Source organism: Bacillus sp. GS3m_15504 (assembly GCF_055825275.1).
In genome coordinates this window covers 125,206-142,029 of record NZ_JBVVNL010000007.1, presented here as the reverse complement: position 1 = coordinate 142,029, position 16,824 = coordinate 125,206, and the positions used below count along the sequence as shown (strand labels likewise).

14 protein-coding genes and 1 rRNA gene are annotated in these 16,824 nt (G+C 35.7%); 8 read left to right on the top strand and 7 right to left on the bottom strand.

The window, feature by feature from the left end; genetic code table 11:
• The 7 genes from AC0L0O_RS27815 to dnaA form a co-directional block, all read right to left on the bottom strand.
• A 16S ribosomal RNA gene (locus AC0L0O_RS27815) occupies positions 1 to 70 on the bottom strand; the annotation flags it as partial.
• A gap of 241 nt (positions 71 to 311) precedes the next feature.
• Positions 312 to 2,783 carry a DNA gyrase subunit A gene (gene gyrA / locus AC0L0O_RS27810; protein WP_001282849.1) on the bottom strand — a complete coding sequence of 824 codons (2,472 nt, stop codon included), beginning with the start codon at positions 2,781 to 2,783 and terminating at the stop codon, positions 312 to 314.
• Between the two features lie 88 nt (positions 2,784 to 2,871).
• On the bottom strand, positions 2,872 to 4,794 hold the full coding sequence (gyrB, locus tag AC0L0O_RS27805; protein ID WP_000435993.1) for a DNA topoisomerase (ATP-hydrolyzing) subunit B: 1,923 nt from the start codon (positions 4,792 to 4,794) through the stop codon (positions 2,872 to 2,874).
• Between the two features lie 38 nt (positions 4,795 to 4,832).
• Positions 4,833 to 5,960 (bottom strand): DNA replication/repair protein RecF, encoded by a 1,128-nt coding sequence (recF, locus tag AC0L0O_RS27800; RefSeq protein ID WP_000470750.1) that lies wholly within the window; start codon positions 5,958 to 5,960, stop codon positions 4,833 to 4,835.
• Between the two features lie 12 nt (positions 5,961 to 5,972).
• Positions 5,973 to 6,185 carry a S4 domain-containing protein YaaA gene (gene yaaA / locus AC0L0O_RS27795; protein ID WP_000821367.1) on the bottom strand — a complete coding sequence of 71 codons (213 nt, stop codon included), beginning with the start codon at positions 6,183 to 6,185 and terminating at the stop codon, positions 5,973 to 5,975.
• Between the two features lie 127 nt (positions 6,186 to 6,312).
• Complete coding sequence (gene dnaN, locus AC0L0O_RS27790; RefSeq protein ID WP_001212527.1) at positions 6,313 to 7,452, bottom strand: DNA polymerase III subunit beta; 1,140 nt, start codon at positions 7,450 to 7,452, stop codon at positions 6,313 to 6,315.
• 178 nt (positions 7,453 to 7,630) lie between these two features.
• Entirely contained in the window at positions 7,631 to 8,971 is a 1,341-nt protein-coding gene (gene dnaA, locus AC0L0O_RS27785; protein ID WP_000428021.1) for a chromosomal replication initiator protein DnaA, read from the bottom strand.
• A 565-nt stretch (positions 8,972 to 9,536) separates the two neighbouring features.
• On the opposite strand from dnaA, the gene rpmH reads away from it, so the two are divergent.
• The 8 genes from rpmH to noc all read left to right on the top strand — a co-directional run bounded on the left by rpmH (position 9,537) and on the right by noc (position 16,785).
• The gene (rpmH, locus tag AC0L0O_RS27780; protein ID WP_000831901.1) at positions 9,537 to 9,671 is read left to right on the top strand and encodes a 50S ribosomal protein L34; all 135 of its coding nucleotides are present in this window, start codon (positions 9,537 to 9,539) and stop codon (positions 9,669 to 9,671) included.
• A gap of 76 nt (positions 9,672 to 9,747) precedes the next feature.
• Entirely contained in the window at positions 9,748 to 10,107 is a 360-nt protein-coding gene (gene rnpA, locus AC0L0O_RS27775) for a ribonuclease P protein component (RefSeq protein WP_000726628.1), read from the top strand.
• Positions 10,108 to 10,146: 39 nt separating this feature from the next.
• Complete coding sequence (spoIIIJ, locus tag AC0L0O_RS27770; RefSeq protein WP_000727748.1) at positions 10,147 to 10,914, top strand: YidC family membrane integrase SpoIIIJ; 768 nt, start codon at positions 10,147 to 10,149, stop codon at positions 10,912 to 10,914.
• Complete coding sequence (gene jag, locus AC0L0O_RS27765; RefSeq protein ID WP_000022803.1) at positions 10,911 to 11,528, top strand: RNA-binding cell elongation regulator Jag/EloR; 618 nt, start codon at positions 10,911 to 10,913, stop codon at positions 11,526 to 11,528. The genes spoIIIJ and jag overlap by 4 nt, the downstream gene beginning before the upstream one ends.
• 226 nt (positions 11,529 to 11,754) lie before the next feature.
• Complete coding sequence (gene mnmE, locus AC0L0O_RS27760; protein WP_000393777.1) at positions 11,755 to 13,131, top strand: tRNA uridine-5-carboxymethylaminomethyl(34) synthesis GTPase MnmE; 1,377 nt, start codon at positions 11,755 to 11,757, stop codon at positions 13,129 to 13,131.
• Positions 13,132 to 13,177: 46 nt separating this feature from the next.
• Positions 13,178 to 15,067, top strand: coding sequence for a tRNA uridine-5-carboxymethylaminomethyl(34) synthesis enzyme MnmG (gene mnmG / locus AC0L0O_RS27755; protein WP_000541039.1), 1,890 nt, complete (start codon positions 13,178 to 13,180; stop codon positions 15,065 to 15,067).
• A gap of 21 nt (positions 15,068 to 15,088) precedes the next feature.
• Positions 15,089 to 15,808, top strand: coding sequence for a 16S rRNA (guanine(527)-N(7))-methyltransferase RsmG (gene rsmG, locus AC0L0O_RS27750; RefSeq protein WP_001019621.1), 720 nt, complete (start codon positions 15,089 to 15,091; stop codon positions 15,806 to 15,808).
• A gap of 104 nt (positions 15,809 to 15,912) precedes the next feature.
• On the top strand, positions 15,913 to 16,785 hold the full coding sequence (gene noc / locus AC0L0O_RS27745) for a nucleoid occlusion protein (RefSeq protein WP_000799028.1): 873 nt from the start codon (positions 15,913 to 15,915) through the stop codon (positions 16,783 to 16,785).
• Positions 16,786 to 16,824 lie beyond the last annotated feature (39 nt).

The window sequence follows — 16,824 nt, the reverse complement described above, 5'->3', positions numbered from 1 at the left end:
TTCGCTCGACTTGCATGTATTAGGCACGCCGCCAGCGTTCATCCTGAGCCAGGATCAAACTCTCCAATAAAGTTAGTTTGTCTAGCATCTAAAATAAAAATTGACGTTTCACGTTGTTTGTTTCGTTTAGTTTTCAAAGTTCAACATCGCGTTTCAGCGACTTTTATAATATATCATAGTATATTATTTTCGTCAACAAGTTTTTTCGATAACTTGTATCTCTCATTTGCTGACTCTGCCTATTATATAGGCTTTCTCTTCCCCATGCAAGTATTATTATAAAAAAATAAAGAGAGGAGATATCTCCCCTCTTATTCTTCTGAAGAAACCTCTTCGCTCGTTTCTTCCTCATCATCTTTTTGTGCTTTTGCTACTGTCGCTACCTCTTGCTCATCCTCTAATCGAATTAGACGAACACCTTGTGTATTACGTCCCATTTGAGAGATTTGATCAACTGGCATACGAATAATAACACCTGCTGCTGTAATTAACATGATATCTTCTTCACCTGTTACAGATTTAACAGCTACTAATTTACCGTTTTTATCTGTAATATTACAAGTCTTCAGACCTTTACCACCACGGCTTTGCAAGCGATATTCATCAATCGGCGTACGTTTTCCATAACCATTTTTCGTTACAATTAAAACATTTACATCCTCTTCGACAATTTCCATACCTACAACTTGATCTTCTTCACCTAATGTAATTGCTTTTACACCAGCCGCATTACGTCCCATAGAACGTACATCTTGCTCGTTAAAACGAATTAGCATACCATTGCTTGTACCTACAATAATATCCTTATCACCAGATGTTAAACGTACAGATATTACTTCATCCTCTTCACGAAGAGAGATTGCAATTAAACCATTTGTACGTATATTCGCAAATGATGAAAGTGGTGTTCTCTTAGAAATACCTTGTTTTGTTGTGAAGAATAAGAATTCATCGTCACCAAATTCACGAATTGGAATAATGGCGTTAATCCATTCACCCTTATCTACACCTAATAAGTTAATAATAGGTATACCTTTCGCTGTACGACTATACTCTGGGATTTCATATCCTTTCGTACGGTATACTTTCCCCTTATTAGTGAAGAATAGAATATGATCATGCGTAGAAGTAGTTAATAAATGCTCTACGAAATCATCATCATTTGTTCCCATTCCTTGCACACCACGTCCACCACGGTTCTGTGTTTTGTACGTAGAAGCTGGCAACCTCTTAATATAACCATTATGAGTTAACGTAATGGCGATGTTTTGTTCTGGAATCAAGTCTTCATCTTCAATAGACTCCATACCACCAATTGTAATTTCTGTACGTCTCTTATCATTGAAGCGCTCTTTTACTTCTGTTAATTCTTCACGAATAATCTCAAGAACCTTTTCTTCATCTGCTAAGATTGCTTTTAATTCAGCGATTAACTTCATTAAATCTTGATATTCTTGTTCAATTTTTTCGCGTTCTAATCCTGTTAAGCGTTGCAGACGCATATCTAAAATAGCTTGCGCTTGTTTTTCACTTAAGCCAAAACGTTCCATTAAACCTTGCTTTGCAATTTCCGCTGTTTTCGAATTACGAATTAATGTAATAACTTCATCCAGATGGTCTAAAGCAATTCGTAATCCTTCTAAGATATGAGCACGTGCTTCTGCCTTTTCAAGTTCATAAGCAGTACGTCTACGAATTACTACCTTTTGATGTTCCAAGTAATGATATAAATTTTGTTTTAAATTCAGTACTTGCGGTTCTCCATTTACAAGAGACAGCATGTTAATACCAAAACTTGTTTGAAGTGCTGTATGTTTATATAAGTTATTTAATAATACATTAGCATTGGCATCACGACGTACTTCCATAACAATACGCATACCATTTCGATCTGATTCATCACGTAAATCTGTAATACCTTCAATTTTCTTATCGCGAACTAATTCTGCAATTTTTTCAATCAATCGCGCCTTATTCACTTGATAAGGTAGTTCCGTTACGATAATAGATTGTTTGCCATTTGACTTCTCTTCAATTTCAACTTTAGCACGAAGTATAATAGACCCGCGTCCTGTTTCATAAGCTCTACGAATACCACTTCTTCCTAAAATTAAACCTGCCGTCGGGAAATCTGGTCCTGGAATGCACTCCATTAATTCTGCAATAGTAATATCGGGATTATGACTTAATGCCAATACGCCATCAATTACTTCACCAAGTTGATGCGGCGGAATATTTGTTGCCATACCAACTGCAATACCTGTCGTACCATTTACTAGTAAGTTAGGAAAACGCGCTGGTAACACAATCGGCTCTCTTTCAGAACCATCATAGTTATCTTGATAATCAATTGTATTTTTTGAAATATCACGTATTAATTCCATAGAGATTTTAGACATTCTTGCTTCTGTATAACGCATTGCTGCCGCTGAATCTCCATCGACAGATCCAAAGTTACCATGCCCATCAACAAGCATATAACGTTGACTGAAATCTTGCGCCATACGTACCATCGTTTCATAAACAGCTGAATCACCATGAGGGTGATACTTACCGATTACTTCACCAACAATACGTGCTGATTTTTTATACGCTTTATCAGCCGTAATTCCTAAATCATTCATCGCATATAAAACCCTACGATGCACAGGTTTTAATCCATCACGAACATCTGGTAATGCACGAGATACGATAACACTCATTGCGTAATCTAAAAATGAGGTACGCATTTCATGGCTAATATTAATTTCTCGAATTCGTGCTTGTTGTTGATTGTCTGACATCAACGAGCACCTCCTCTTACATTTCCGTTACACATACATTGATTTATATGTAGAAGACAGGAATACTCAGATTCCTGTCATTACTCATTTAAATATCAAGGTTTTTCACGTATTTTGCATTTTCTTGGATAAAGTTACGACGTGGCTCTACTTTATCCCCCATTAAAATTTCAAATGTTTCATCTGCTTCAATTGCATCTTGAAGGGAAACTTGAAGTAATGAACGTACTTCTGGGTCCATTGTTGTTTCCCAAAGCTGAGTTGGATTCATTTCTCCTAAACCTTTGTAACGTTGGATTCCAGGTTTAGGTTGAGCTGGTAATTCAGCTAAAATCTTTTCAAGCTCTTTCTCATTATAAGCATATTGAATTTTTTTACCTTGTTGTACTTTAAACAACGGTGGCTGTGCAATATAGATATAACCATGTTCAATAATTTGACGCATATAACGATAGAAGAACGTTAATAATAGGGTACGAATATGCGCACCATCTACGTCGGCATCCGTCATAATAATAACTTTATGATAACGAGCTTTCTCAATATCAAAATCTCCGCCAATGTTCGTACCAATTGCAGTAATAATTGTACGCACTTCATCGTTAGATAAGATTTTATCTAATCTTGCCTTTTCAACGTTAATAATTTTACCTTTCAGTGGTAAAATCGCTTGGAAGTGACGATCACGCCCTTGCTTTGCTGATCCACCGGCAGAGTCACCCTCTACAATGTAAATTTCACTAATTGCTGGATCTTTTGAAGAGCAATCTGCTAATTTACCAGGTAAACTTGAAACTTCTAACGCGCTCTTACGACGTGTCAATTCACGTGCTTTTTTCGCTGCAACACGTGCACGCGCTGCCATCGTACCTTTTTCTACGATTTTTCGTGCAACGTTCGGGTTTTCTAGTAAGAACTTTTCAAATGCCTCTGAAAACACAGACTCTGTAATCGTTCTCGCTTCACTATTCCCAAGTTTCGTCTTCGTTTGTCCTTCAAATTGTGGATTTGGATGTTTAATTGATACAATTGCAGTTAAACCTTCACGAACGTCCTCACCAGTTAAATTACTGTCTGCATCTTTTAGAATACTATTTTTACGCCCATAATCGTTAATCACACGAGTTAAAGCTGTTTTAAACCCTACTTCATGTGTTCCACCTTCATACGTGTGAATGTTGTTCGTAAATGAGTAAATATTATTTGTATATCCTTCGTTATACTGTAAGGAAACTTCAACTTGAATACCATCTTTTGATCCTTCTACATATACAGGCTCTTCATGGATTGGTTGTTTTGAGCGGTTTAAATGCTCAACATATGATTTAATTCCACCTTCATAATGGAATTCTTTTTTTTGCTTATGTTCACGTTTATCTTCAATTGTCAGTTTAATATTACGATTTAAAAATGCTAATTCACGCATACGAGTTGCTAGTGTATCAAATTCGTATACTGTTGTTTCCTGAAAAATTTCTGGATCTGGTTTAAATCGAGTTATCGTTCCCGTTTGATCTGTATCACCAATGACTTTTAAATCCGCAACCGGAATACCTCTTTCGTATTTTTGATAATGGATTTTACCTTCACGATGTACAAATACCTCTAGTTCTGTTGATAGAGCATTTACTACAGATGCCCCAACACCATGCAAACCACCAGAAACTTTATAACCGCCGCCGCCAAACTTACCACCAGCATGAAGAACGGTCATAATAACTTCTACAGCAGGACGTCCCATTTTTTCTTGTATACCAACCGGAATACCACGTCCATTATCTGTTACACGAATACTATTATCTTCTTCGATACTAACGTTAATTTCGTCACAGTACCCTGCAAGTGCTTCATCGATACTATTATCAACGATTTCCCATACAAGATGGTGAAGTCCTTTTCCACTTGTAGATCCAATATACATACCAGGGCGTTTTCGAACTGCTTCTAGTCCTTCAAGTACCTGTATTTGACTTTCATCATATGAATTTTCTTGCATTTGCTTTTGTTCCATTGACACAAAGATCACCTACTTTTCCATTTAAACAGGGATTACGCCCTATCTATTTCACAATCTACCGTGCCGTTCGTTACATGAATTGTTTTCGCTTCTTTTAATGTTTCGTGTTCAATTCCGTCGACACTCGTCGTTGTCACAAATGTTTGCACTTTTCCTTGAATTGTATTTAACAGATGCGATTGACGATAATCATCTAATTCTGATAATACATCATCGAGTAAAAGAATCGGATATTCCTTAACTTCTGAGTAAATCAATTCAATTTCAGCTAATTTTAGGGACAGTGCGGTCGTTCGTTGTTGTCCTTGCGAACCAAAGACTTGAACATTTTTACTATTAACGAAGAATTGTAAATCATCACGATGAGGACCAATTAAAGTCGTACCACGGAAAATTTCACGTTGTTTCACTGATTGAAAACTTTCATAGTATACTTCTTTTATTTTCGACAAATCCATTGATTCTGATACATCTACACTCGGTTTATAGACAATTTCTAATTCTTCTAATCCACGGCTTATACCACGATGAATTGGAGCTGCCCATTCTTGTAGTAAATGCAAAAACTCAAAGCGTTTTTGCAATATTTTTGTACCATGCTCAATAAGTTGAAGTGTAAATACATCCAACATCGTTTCCTCATTCTTACTATTCCCTTGCATCTTTTTCAGCAAGTGATTTCGTTGTGTGAGCACCTTTTGATATTGACTCAATTCATACAAATAGACCGGAGCTATTTGGCCTAATTCCATATCTAAAAAGCGTCTTCTTACTTGAGGGCTTCCTTTTACAAGATTTAAATCTTCTGGGGCAAACATGACAACATTCATCACGCCAATATATTGACTCAATTTTTGTTGTTCAAGTTGATTTAATTTTGCCTTTTTACCTTTTTTCGAGATATTTAATTCCAAAGACAAAGAACTATTTCTCTTTTGTAACTTTCCTTTAATTTGACCGAAATCTTCATCCCAACGGATAAGCTCACGATCATTAGAGGTTCTATGAGATTTCGCCATCGCCAAAACATAAATAGCTTCCATCAAATTCGTTTTCCCTTGCGCGTTCTCGCCGATAATTACATTTACTTTATCTTCAAAGGAAAGCTCTAATTTTTCATAATTGCGATAGTTTTTTAATTGTATTTCTGAAATAAACAAAGGGCTCCCCCTTTATGACTGAACTTGGAAACTTCCGCTTCCTGGAATTTCAATAATATCGTTCGCATATAGCTTGCGCCCTCTTCTATTTTCAAGTTCTTGATTCACGTACACTTCATATTCTTGTAAAAACCATTTTACAGCGCCACCTGTATCAATTACATCGGCTAACTTTAAAAATTGCCCTAGTGTAATATACTCTGTTGAAATTTTAATACGTTTCATAAAATCGCTCACTTTCTGAAAGTGTTCATTCTTTCATTGTACTAAATAAACTAGCATTAGGAAAGTAATACCCAAAAATCAAATAAGGGCTACTAGCATCTGAAAACTAGCAACCCTTATTTCTTACTTAGTAAGTACGAACCGGTAAAATTAATTGAATAATGGATTCATCATTTACCGTACGAATTAAGAATGGTCTCATTGCTCCAGTAAAGCTAATCTTAATTTCAGTACTATCTAATGCCTTTAGTGCATCCATCATATATTTTGCACTAAAAGATATTTTTAACTCTTCTCCATCTACTTTTTCACATTGAACTTCTTCTACTACTTTCCCGATTTCTGGTGAATTCGAAGAAATTTCTAGCATTGCCTGCTCTAAAGTTGATAATTTCACAACATTATTACGACCATCTCTAGCTAACAGAGATGCACGATCAATTGCTTGTAAAAATTCTTTTGTATTTACAAAAATATCTGTTTTACTCTCTGCAGGAATTAATCGAGTTGTATCAGGATAATTTCCTTCTAACAATCTTGAGAAGAATAATAAATGTTTTGTACGGAATAATACTTGATACTCCGTAATAACGATATCTACCATTTCTTCAGACTCATCTAGAATTTTGCTTAATTCATTTAAGCTTTTTCCCGGAATAACAACATTTGCCTGGAATTCATCTACAATACCTTCAATTTTTGCTTTTCGAAGAGCTAACCTGTGACTATCTGTAGCAATACAAGTTAGTTCGCTGTTATATACCTTCCAGTTTACACCTGTCAAGATTGGTCTTGTTTCAGAAGTGGAGACTGCAAATACAGTTTGTCTGATCATATGTTTAAGTAAATCTGTTGGAATCTTAAAAACATGATGTTCTTCAATTTGTGGTAACAATGGATATTCTGCAGAATCTAAACCATTTAAATTAAATTCTGATTTCCCAGAAGTTATTTTTGTCATTAAATGATTTTCGACAGAAATTTCTACAGTTTCTTTCGGCAATTTTTTTACAATTTCACTAAAATATTTAGCCTGTAAAACAATACTTCCTGATTGTTTTACTTCTACAATTTCTTTTCCATCCTCTTCAACTGGGATAAAAGATTCAATCGAAATATCAGCATCGCTTCCTGTTAATGTAACTCCTTCTTCCGTAGCGACAACTTTAATTCCTGTAAGGATCGGAATTGTTGTACGAGAAGAAACAGCCTTCATTACATCTTGTACACTTCTTACAAGATAGTCTTTTTGAATTGAAAAACGCATAAAGAAAAACCTCCGGTAAGTATAAGATTTTATTTAATTAATAAAGATAAAAAATAGTAGTAATAGTAATAGGGCTTGTGGATATGTGGATAACCCCGTTGAAAGATGTAAAAACAGTCTATCTACATGTGGATAGACTGTGCGTAAAACAAGGGAAGTTATTCACACTATTCAGCTACTACTTTAAAATATCGTTAATTTCTTCAACTTGTTTTTGTAATTGCGTATCCGTCTTAAGTAGCTTAGAAATTTTTTCATGGGCATGGATAACGGTTGTATGATCACGTCCACCAAATTCTTCACCTATTTTAGGTAAGGAGGAATCTGTCAGTTCGCGTGACAAATACATTGCAATTTGGCGAGGAAAGGCAACTGACTTTGTGCGCTTTTTCGCCTTGAAATCTTCTAATTTTACTTGATAAACATCTCCAACAGCTTTTTGAATATCATAAATGGAGATAATTTTTGGTTTAGAATTTGGAATAATATCTTTAAGTGCTTCAGCTGCTAAATCAGCATTAATATCCTTGTTAATTAAAGATGAATAAGCTACAACGCGGATGAGTGCACCTTCTAGTTCACGAATATTTGAATCGATTTGATTTGCGATATAAAGCATGACCTCATTTGGTATATCAAGTCCTTCAGCCTTTGCCTTTTTACGTAAAATCGCAATTCGTGTTTCTAAATCTGGTGGCGTAATATCCGTAATGAGTCCCCATTCAAAGCGAGAACGAAGACGATCTTCTAAAGTTGGAATTTCTTTTGGTGGCCGATCACTGGAAATTACAATTTGTTTACTTTCTTCGTGTAATGCATTGAATGTATGGAAAAACTCTTCTTGAGTTTGTTCTTTTCCCGCTAAAAATTGAATATCATCTATCAATAAAACATCTACATTGCGGTATTTATTACGAAAATCGACCGCTTTATTATCACGAATAGAATTAATGAATTCATTTGTAAATTTTTCTGATGATAAATATACAACTTTGGCATTTGGGTTATGTTCAATTACATAATGGCCAATTGCATGCATTAAATGGGTTTTTCCAAGTCCAACTCCCCCATAAATAAAGAGGGGATTATATGCTTTAGCTGGCGCTTCGGCTACGGCCAATGAAGCAGCGTGAGCAAAACGGTTACCAGAGCCAATAACAAATGTATCAAACGTATATTTTGGGTTTAGCATACTCTGTGGTAAATGATTAGAATCATCTTGTGCTGCATTTGGTTTAGCAGGAGGAAGATCAATCTCCTCTTCAGCTTGACTTTGGGGAATAATAAAGCGAATAGCTAATTTTGCCCCCGTTAAATCATAAAGTGTTTCCGAAATTAGCTCTGAATAATGAGATTCTAACCAATCACGGGCGAATTCATTTGGAGCCGTAATTGTTAATACATCTTTCTTTAAATTATGTGCGGTTGTTGATTTTAACCATGTTTCATAACTTGGTTTACTGACCTTTTTTTCGAGTTCTTTTAAGGCGCTGTTCCATAAATCAGAGATGTTTTCCAAAGGTGTCCCTCCTTTACTAAGATGGTAAAAGAATAAGGTTGTGCAACAAATGTACAACCTGAATAAATATAAAATGTATATTTATACGAAACGTATTTTAAAACCTAAAAACGTCGTTTGTATATGAGATAGGGTTTTCGACAAAAAAAGCAAATGTGGATAATCATTTACCCACATGTGATTAAAACTGTCCACATGTTATACACAAATTGTGGATAAGATAAAGATGTGGAAAACTTATTCAAAGTGAAAACACAACTATAATATCAAAAAAAAGTAGCTATAGCAATGAAATTAAGAAAGTTATCCACAAAATCAATACCTTGTGGAATAAACTTGTCCACAACACGATATACTGTGTAAAAGTACGAAAAGAGTTTGTGGATATAAAAAACAAGAAAAAATATTTATCCACAAGGAAATATAGGATTTGTGAAAAAGTATGTGAATAGGTTCAAAATGAATATTTGATGAAAATTTCTAGAACCATTGACATTTTCCTAGTTGATTAACTATAATTTATAAGACTGTCTTTAACAGATATTCCTCAGGGAGGTGTCATATAATGAAAAGAACTTACCAACCAAATAAACGTAAGCGCAGCAAAGTACATGGTTTCCGCAGCCGTATGAGCACAGCGAACGGACGTAAAGTGCTAGCAGCTCGTCGTCGTAAAGGAAGAAAAGTATTATCTGCGTAGACCACTGATCGTTCAGTGGTCTTTTTTTCTAATAATAGTGAATTTCCGCTGATGAACTACAGGAGTGTCAATTGATATGAAGAAAAAACATCGTATAAAAAAGAATGATGAATTCCAGACGGTTTTTCAAAAAGGAAAATCGAATGCGAATCGTCAATTTGTTGTCTATCAACTAGATAAAGAAGAGCAGCCAAACTTTCGTATTGGCCTTTCTGTCAGCAAGAAGATAGGAAATGCAGTAGTGCGTAACCGAATTAAACGTATGATTCGCCAGTCGATCACAGAATTAAAAGATGAGATAGATTCTGGAAAAGATTTTGTTATAATAGCAAGGAAGCCTTGTGCAGAGATGACATATGAAGAATTAAAGAAAAGCTTAATTCATGTCTTTAAACGCTCTGGTATGAAAAGAATAAAAAGTAGCGTAAGGAAATGAATTACACTATATACATACCGATACAAGGAGGAGTAGGCTTTGAAAAAGAAATTAGGTTTACTAGCCATGGTTGTTGCATTAATGGCGATTACTGCTGGCTGTAGTGAAGTAAATCAGCCAATTACACCAAAGAGCACTGGAATTTGGAATGAATACTTCGTATACCCGCTTTCTCAGTTAATTACGTATTTTGCCAACTTATTTGGTAGTAATTACGGTTTAGCAATCGTTGTTACGACTCTTATTATTCGTTTTGCATTATTACCATTAATGATTAAACAAACGAAGAGTACGAAAGCAATGCAAGCGTTACAACCAGAAATGGTGAAGTTAAAAGAGAAATATAGCTCTAAAGATCAAGCAACACAGCAAAAACTACAACAAGAAATGATGCAGTTATATCAAAAAAATGGTGTAAATCCATTAGCAGGATGTTTACCAATCTTTGTTCAGATGCCTATTTTATTCGCGTTTTACCATGCGATTATGAGAACATCAGAAATTAGTAAGCATACATTCTTATGGTTCGACTTAGGACAGGCAGATCCGTACTATATCTTACCGGTTGTTGCGGCAATTACGACATTTATTCAGCAAAAACTTGCAATGGCAGGAACTGCTGGTCAAAATCCGCAAATGGCAATGATGCTTTGGTTAATGCCAATCATGATTTTAATCTTTGCAATTAACTTCCCAGCTGCCTTATCACTTTACTGGGTTGTTGGTAATATCTTTGGTATCGCTCAAATGTACTTGATCAAAGGGCCGGAAATTAAGGCTAGTAAGGCAGGAGGATCAAGCAAGTGAGTATAATTACTGCTAAAGGACAAACAGTCGAGCTGGCAGTACAGGATGCTTTAAGGCAACTAAATGTTTCAAAAGACCGAGTAGATATAAATATTATCGATGAGGGTAAGAGAGGGTTCTTAGGTTTATTTGGGAACCGACCTGCAGTAGTAGAAGTTGTATTGAAGAAAGATCCAATTCAAGAATGTGAAGAATATTTAAAAAATGTTATTCACGATATGGGTGTGGAAGCTGAGATTAGTAAAATTGTAAAGGGACGCGAAGTTGAATTTACAATTTACGGCGAAAATGTAGGTGTTTTGATTGGAAAAAGAGGAAACACCTTGAATTCTTTACAGTATTTAACAAAACTTGTAGCGAATCGTAATACGAAGCAGTACATCGGTATCACATTAGATGCTGAAAATTATCGTAGTAAAAGAAAAGCTACGTTAGAAGCACTTTCTTATCGATTAGCCAAACAAGTAGTACGTACGAAAAAAAGAGTTGTGTTGGAGCCTATGCCATCTTTTGAACGAAAGATTATCCACCAAGCATTGTCTAATCATCAAAATATCATTACAACTTCTGAAGGAAAAGAACCACATCGACATGTTGTAATATCTTCCAAGTGACCGGTTACTCAATTGAGTGCCGGTTTTTTTGAGGGGAAAATAGGTGTGGATAACTAAAAAACACTAAACTTATCCACTGTGAATAAGTTTAGTGTTTTTTACATGAGGACATAATAAAATGAGTTATTATTCTTTTGTAGATAGGTTCGTTATGGTATTCTAATAATTTAGTGAAGAAAATAATCATGTTGAAATAGAGATAAATAAGCAAGTGAGGTGAAAGGACATGGAATTTGATACAATTGCCGCGATTTCCACAGCGCTTGGAGAGGGTGCAATTGCCATTGTTCGAGTAAGTGGAGATGATGCGGTTGAAAAAGTTAATCGTATTTTTAAAGGGAAGGATTTAACAGAGGTTCCTTCTCACACGATTCATTATGGTCATATTGTGGATTTAGATACAAATCAGGTTATTGAAGAAGTGATGGTATCTATTATGCGTGCACCAAGGACTTTTACACGTGAAAATATAGTAGAAATTAACTGTCACGGTGGACTTGTTTCGGTAAATAAAGTATTGCAGCTTATTTTAGCGCAAGGGGTACGATTAGCAGAGCCTGGTGAATTTACAAAACGTGCTTTTTTAAATGGCCGTATTGATTTATCACAAGCAGAAGCTGTTATGGACTTAATCCGTGCAAAAACAGATCGTGCAATGAACGTAGCGATTAATCAAATGGAAGGACGATTATCTAAATTAATCGGTCGTCTGCGCCAAGATATATTAGAAACGTTAGCTCATGTTGAGGTAAACATAGATTACCCAGAATATGATGATGTGGAAGAAATGACACATAATATTTTAATTGAGAAAGCTACACATGTTCGTGCTGAAATTGCAAAGATATTAGAAACATCGAAGCAAGGAAAGATTTTACGTGAAGGTATTGCTACTGCAATCATCGGTAGACCTAATGTTGGGAAGTCATCGCTATTAAATAGTCTCGTTCAGGAGAAAAAGGCAATTGTAACTGATATTGCAGGAACAACTCGTGATGTTATTGAAGAGTACGTTAATGTGCGTGGTGTACCACTTAAACTTATAGATACAGCCGGGATTCGTGAAACGGAAGATGTTGTTGAACGAATTGGCGTAGAGCGTTCAAAAGAAATGATGAGTCAAGCTGATTTAGTGTTAGTTGTCGTTAATTATAGTGAAACTTTAACGAATGAGGATGAAGAGCTATTCCGTGCCGTACAAGGAAAAGATTTCATTGTTATTGTAAATAAGACAGATTTACCGCAAGCAATTGATATGGAACGTGTTATAGAATTGGCAGCGGGAAATCGTGTTATTACAACATCGTTAATTGAAGAACAAGGAATAGATGAACTTGAAAAGGCAATAGCTGATTTATTCTTTGAAGGAACAATTGATTCTGCAGATGTAACATATGTTTCTAATGCGAGACATATTGGATTATTAACACAAGCAGGAAAAACAATTGGAGATGCAATCGAGGCGATAGAAAATGGTGTTCCAATTGATATGGTGCAAATTGATTTAACAAGAACGTGGGAAATACTTGGTGAAATTACTGGTGATACCGTTCATGAAAGCCTAATTGACCAGTTGTTCTCTCAATTTTGTTTAGGAAAATAATATAGTGATGTTTCAGAAAGATAGAGATTATTAGGAGGAATAAACAATGGGATACAATGCCGGTTCATACGATGTCATAGTAATCGGTGCAGGTCATGCAGGATGTGAAGCTGGTCTTGCGGCAGCACGAATGGGCTCCAAAACATTAATGTTAACAATTAACTTAGATATGGTAGCGTTTATGCCATGTAACCCTTCTGTTGGTGGACCAGCAAAAGGGATTGTTGTTCGTGAAATTGATGCATTAGGCGGAGAAATGGGGCGCAACATTGATAAAACGCATATTCAAATGCGTATGTTAAATACAGGTAAAGGGCCAGCTGTACGTGCACTTCGAGCACAAGCAGATAAGTTCTCTTACCAGCATGAATTAAAGAAAACAATTGAAGAAACACCAAACTTAACGTTGTTCCAAGGAATGGTAGAGCGTTTAATTGTTGAAGATGGCGAATGTAAAGGTGTAATTACGCAAGCTGGTGCTGAATATACAGCAAAAACAGTCGTAATTACAACTGGAACGTTTTTACGTGGTGAGATTATTATGGGAGATTTGAAATATTCGAGTGGTCCAAATAATCAACAACCATCTATTACTTTATCAGAACATTTAGAGGAGCTTGGATTCGATCTTGTTAGATTTAAAACAGGTACACCTCCGCGCGTAAATAGTAATACAATTGATTACAGTAAAACAGAAATTCAGCCAGGTGACGATAAACCACGTGCTTTCTCTTTTGAAACAACAAAATTTATTATGGATCAAATTCCATGTTGGCTAACGTATACAAGTACGGAAACACATCGTTTAATAGATGAAAACCTACATCGCTCAGCTATGTATTCTGGTATGATTAAGGGAACAGGACCTAGATATTGTCCTTCAATTGAAGACAAGGTAGTAAGGTTTAATGATAAACCACGTCATCAAATCTTCTTAGAGCCAGAAGGACGTAATACACAAGAAGTGTACGTACAAGGTTTATCCACAAGCTTACCAGAAGACGTACAGCGTGATATGCTTAGAACAATCCCTGGTTTAGAAAATGTTGAAATGATGCGTACAGGTTATGCAATTGAATATGATGCAATTGTGCCAACGCAACTATGGCCAACACTTGAAACGAAAAAAATTAAAAATTTATATACAGCAGGACAAATTAACGGAACTTCTGGTTACGAAGAGGCAGCAGGACAAGGGCTTATGGCCGGAATTAATGCAGCATGTCGTTCTTTAGGTAAAAAAGAAGTTATTTTAGGTCGTGAAGATGCTTATATTGGTGTCTTAATTGATGACCTTGTAACGAAAGGAACGAATGAACCATATCGTTTATTAACGTCTCGTGCAGAGTATCGTCTATTATTACGCCATGATAATGCGGATCTTCGTTTAACTGAAGTTGGTCATGAAATTGGATTAATTACAGAGGAGCGCTATGAACGATTTACAAATAAAAAATTACAAATTGAACAAGAAAAGGAACGTTTAAGCAGCATTATTATTAAACCACGTCCTGAAGTTCAAGAATTAATTCGCAATATTGGCGGAAGTGAATTGAAAGATGGGATACGTGCAAGTGACTTATTACGTCGTCCAGAGATGACATATGAGCATATTCATCTTTTAGTACCAAGTGAAGTAGAATTAAGTGATGAAGTTAAAGAACAAGTTGAAATTCAGATTAAGTACGAAGGATATATCGAAAAATCTTTACAACAAGTAGAGCGTATGAAGAAAATGGAAAACAAAAAAATCCCTGTAGATATTGATTATGATGCGATTTCTAGCCTTGCATCAGAGGCTAGACAGAAATTGAAAGATGTTCGTCCGCTTTCAATGGGGCAAGCTTCACGTATATCTGGCGTAAATCCAGCGGACATTTCCATTTTACTTGTGTATATTGAACAAGGAAAAATTGCGCGAGTATCGAACCAATAAATAGTAAGGAGATATTGTTAGATGAACATAGAACAATTTCAATCTATGCTAGAAGAGAAGGGTATCACCCTCTCTTCTAGACAGTTAGAGCAGTTCGAAATCTACTTCGAAACATTAGTAGAATGGAATGAAAAAATGAATTTAACGGCTATTACGGAGAAAGAGGAAGTATATTTAAAACACTTTTTTGATTCCATTACAGCTGCTTTTTATTATGATTTTTCAAAACCATTCTCAATTTGTGATGTTGGCGCAGGAGCTGGATTCCCAAGTATTCCTTTAAAAATTTGTTTCCCGCATTTAAAAGTGACAATTGTAGACTCATTGCAAAAACGTATTAATTTCTTAAATCATTTAGCACAAAAGTTGGAATTAAGTGACGTCGCGTTTTGTCACGATCGTGCTGAAACATTTGGGAAAAAAGAAGGTGTACGTGAAGCATACGACATTGTAATGGCACGTGCAGTCGCGCGTCTTTCAGTATTAAGTGAGCTATGTTTACCGCTTGTAAAAGTTGGGGGAACATTCATTGCAATGAAAGGTGCCGCAGCAAACGAAGAAATTGAAAATGGCAAGTATGCTTTAGAGGTGCTAGGCGGGGATCTAAAGGAAATGTCTACGTTCCAATTACCGTTTGAAGAAAGTGAACGTAATATTTTATTAATCGAGAAAAAGCGCAAGACACCAAAGAAATATCCACGCAAACCGGGAACACCCAATAAATTACCTATTGAAAAATAAATCTTATTAGACGTAAGATTAAATTATATAAATGAAAACGTAAATGTTTCAAAGGAAACATTTTATGGAGAATAGTCAATAGGCCTAAAGGTGGTGGAATATGTATGAAAAATACGTTTTCTCGTTTATTTGGCTTTGGAGATAAAGAGAGCGAATTCGAATTACAAGACGAAAGCCATGAAGAAATAGATAAAAAGGTATATGAAGAAATACAAGAAATTCCGATAGTAAATATTACCCCTAACCGTTATCAACCACGAACAGTTTTTGATGATGCGCGTATTGAGGAATTAGCATTAACAATTCGTACACACGGACTTATTCAGCCAATTGTTGTGAGGCAATATGAGGATGATAAGTACGAGATTATTGCTGGAGAAAGGCGTTTCCGTGCAGCAACAAAGTTAGGGTGGGAAAAGGTTCCTGCAATTATAAAAAACTTAAATGATACAGAAACAGCTTCTGTGGCTTTAATTGAAAACTTGCAACGTGAGGAACTAACAGCAATCGAGGAAGCTGTGGCGTATCAAAAGCTAATTGAGTTACATAATTTAACGCAAGAAGCATTGGCACAAAGACTTGGAAAAGGACAATCTACAATCGCAAATAAGTTGCGATTGTTAAAGTTGCCTGAAGAAATAAAAAGTGCGTTATTAGAAAAAAGTATTACAGAACGCCATGCCCGCGCGCTTATTCCTTTAAAGAATGAGGAATTACAACTGAAGGTTTTACAGGAGATTGTGGAAAAACAACTGAATGTAAAGCAAACAGAGGAACGAATTACGAAATTACTAGAGGAAGCAAAACCGAAGCGTAAGGCAAAGCAAAAGGCGGTCAGTCGAGATACGAGAATTGCTATGAATACAATTAGGCAGTCATTACAAATGGTTGCTGACAGTGGTTTAAATGTTAATTCTGAGGAAGAAGAATTTGATGAATACTATCAAATTACAATTCAAATTCCGAAGAAAAAATAATAATGGCGTGCTAGAGACCTAATCCTATTGGATAGGTCT

Coding starts and splice junctions, on each gene's coding strand:
- gyrA (WP_001282849.1), bottom strand. CDS start 2,783: ATGTCAGACAATCAACAACAAGCACGAATTCGAGAAATTAATATTAGC.
- gyrB (WP_000435993.1), bottom strand. CDS start 4,794: ATGGAACAAAAGCAAATGCAAGAAAATTCATATGATGAAAGTCAAATA.
- yaaA (WP_000821367.1), bottom strand. CDS start 6,185: ATGAAACGTATTAAAATTTCAACAGAGTATATTACACTAGGGCAATTT.
- dnaN (WP_001212527.1), bottom strand. CDS start 7,452: ATGCGTTTTTCAATTCAAAAAGACTATCTTGTAAGAAGTGTACAAGAT.
- rpmH (WP_000831901.1), top strand. CDS start 9,537: ATGAAAAGAACTTACCAACCAAATAAACGTAAGCGCAGCAAAGTACAT.
- rnpA (WP_000726628.1), top strand. CDS start 9,748: ATGAAGAAAAAACATCGTATAAAAAAGAATGATGAATTCCAGACGGTT.
- mnmE (WP_000393777.1), top strand. CDS start 11,755: ATGGAATTTGATACAATTGCCGCGATTTCCACAGCGCTTGGAGAGGGT.
- mnmG (WP_000541039.1), top strand. CDS start 13,178: ATGGGATACAATGCCGGTTCATACGATGTCATAGTAATCGGTGCAGGT.
- rsmG (WP_001019621.1), top strand. CDS start 15,089: ATGAACATAGAACAATTTCAATCTATGCTAGAAGAGAAGGGTATCACC.
- noc (WP_000799028.1), top strand. CDS start 15,913: ATGAAAAATACGTTTTCTCGTTTATTTGGCTTTGGAGATAAAGAGAGC.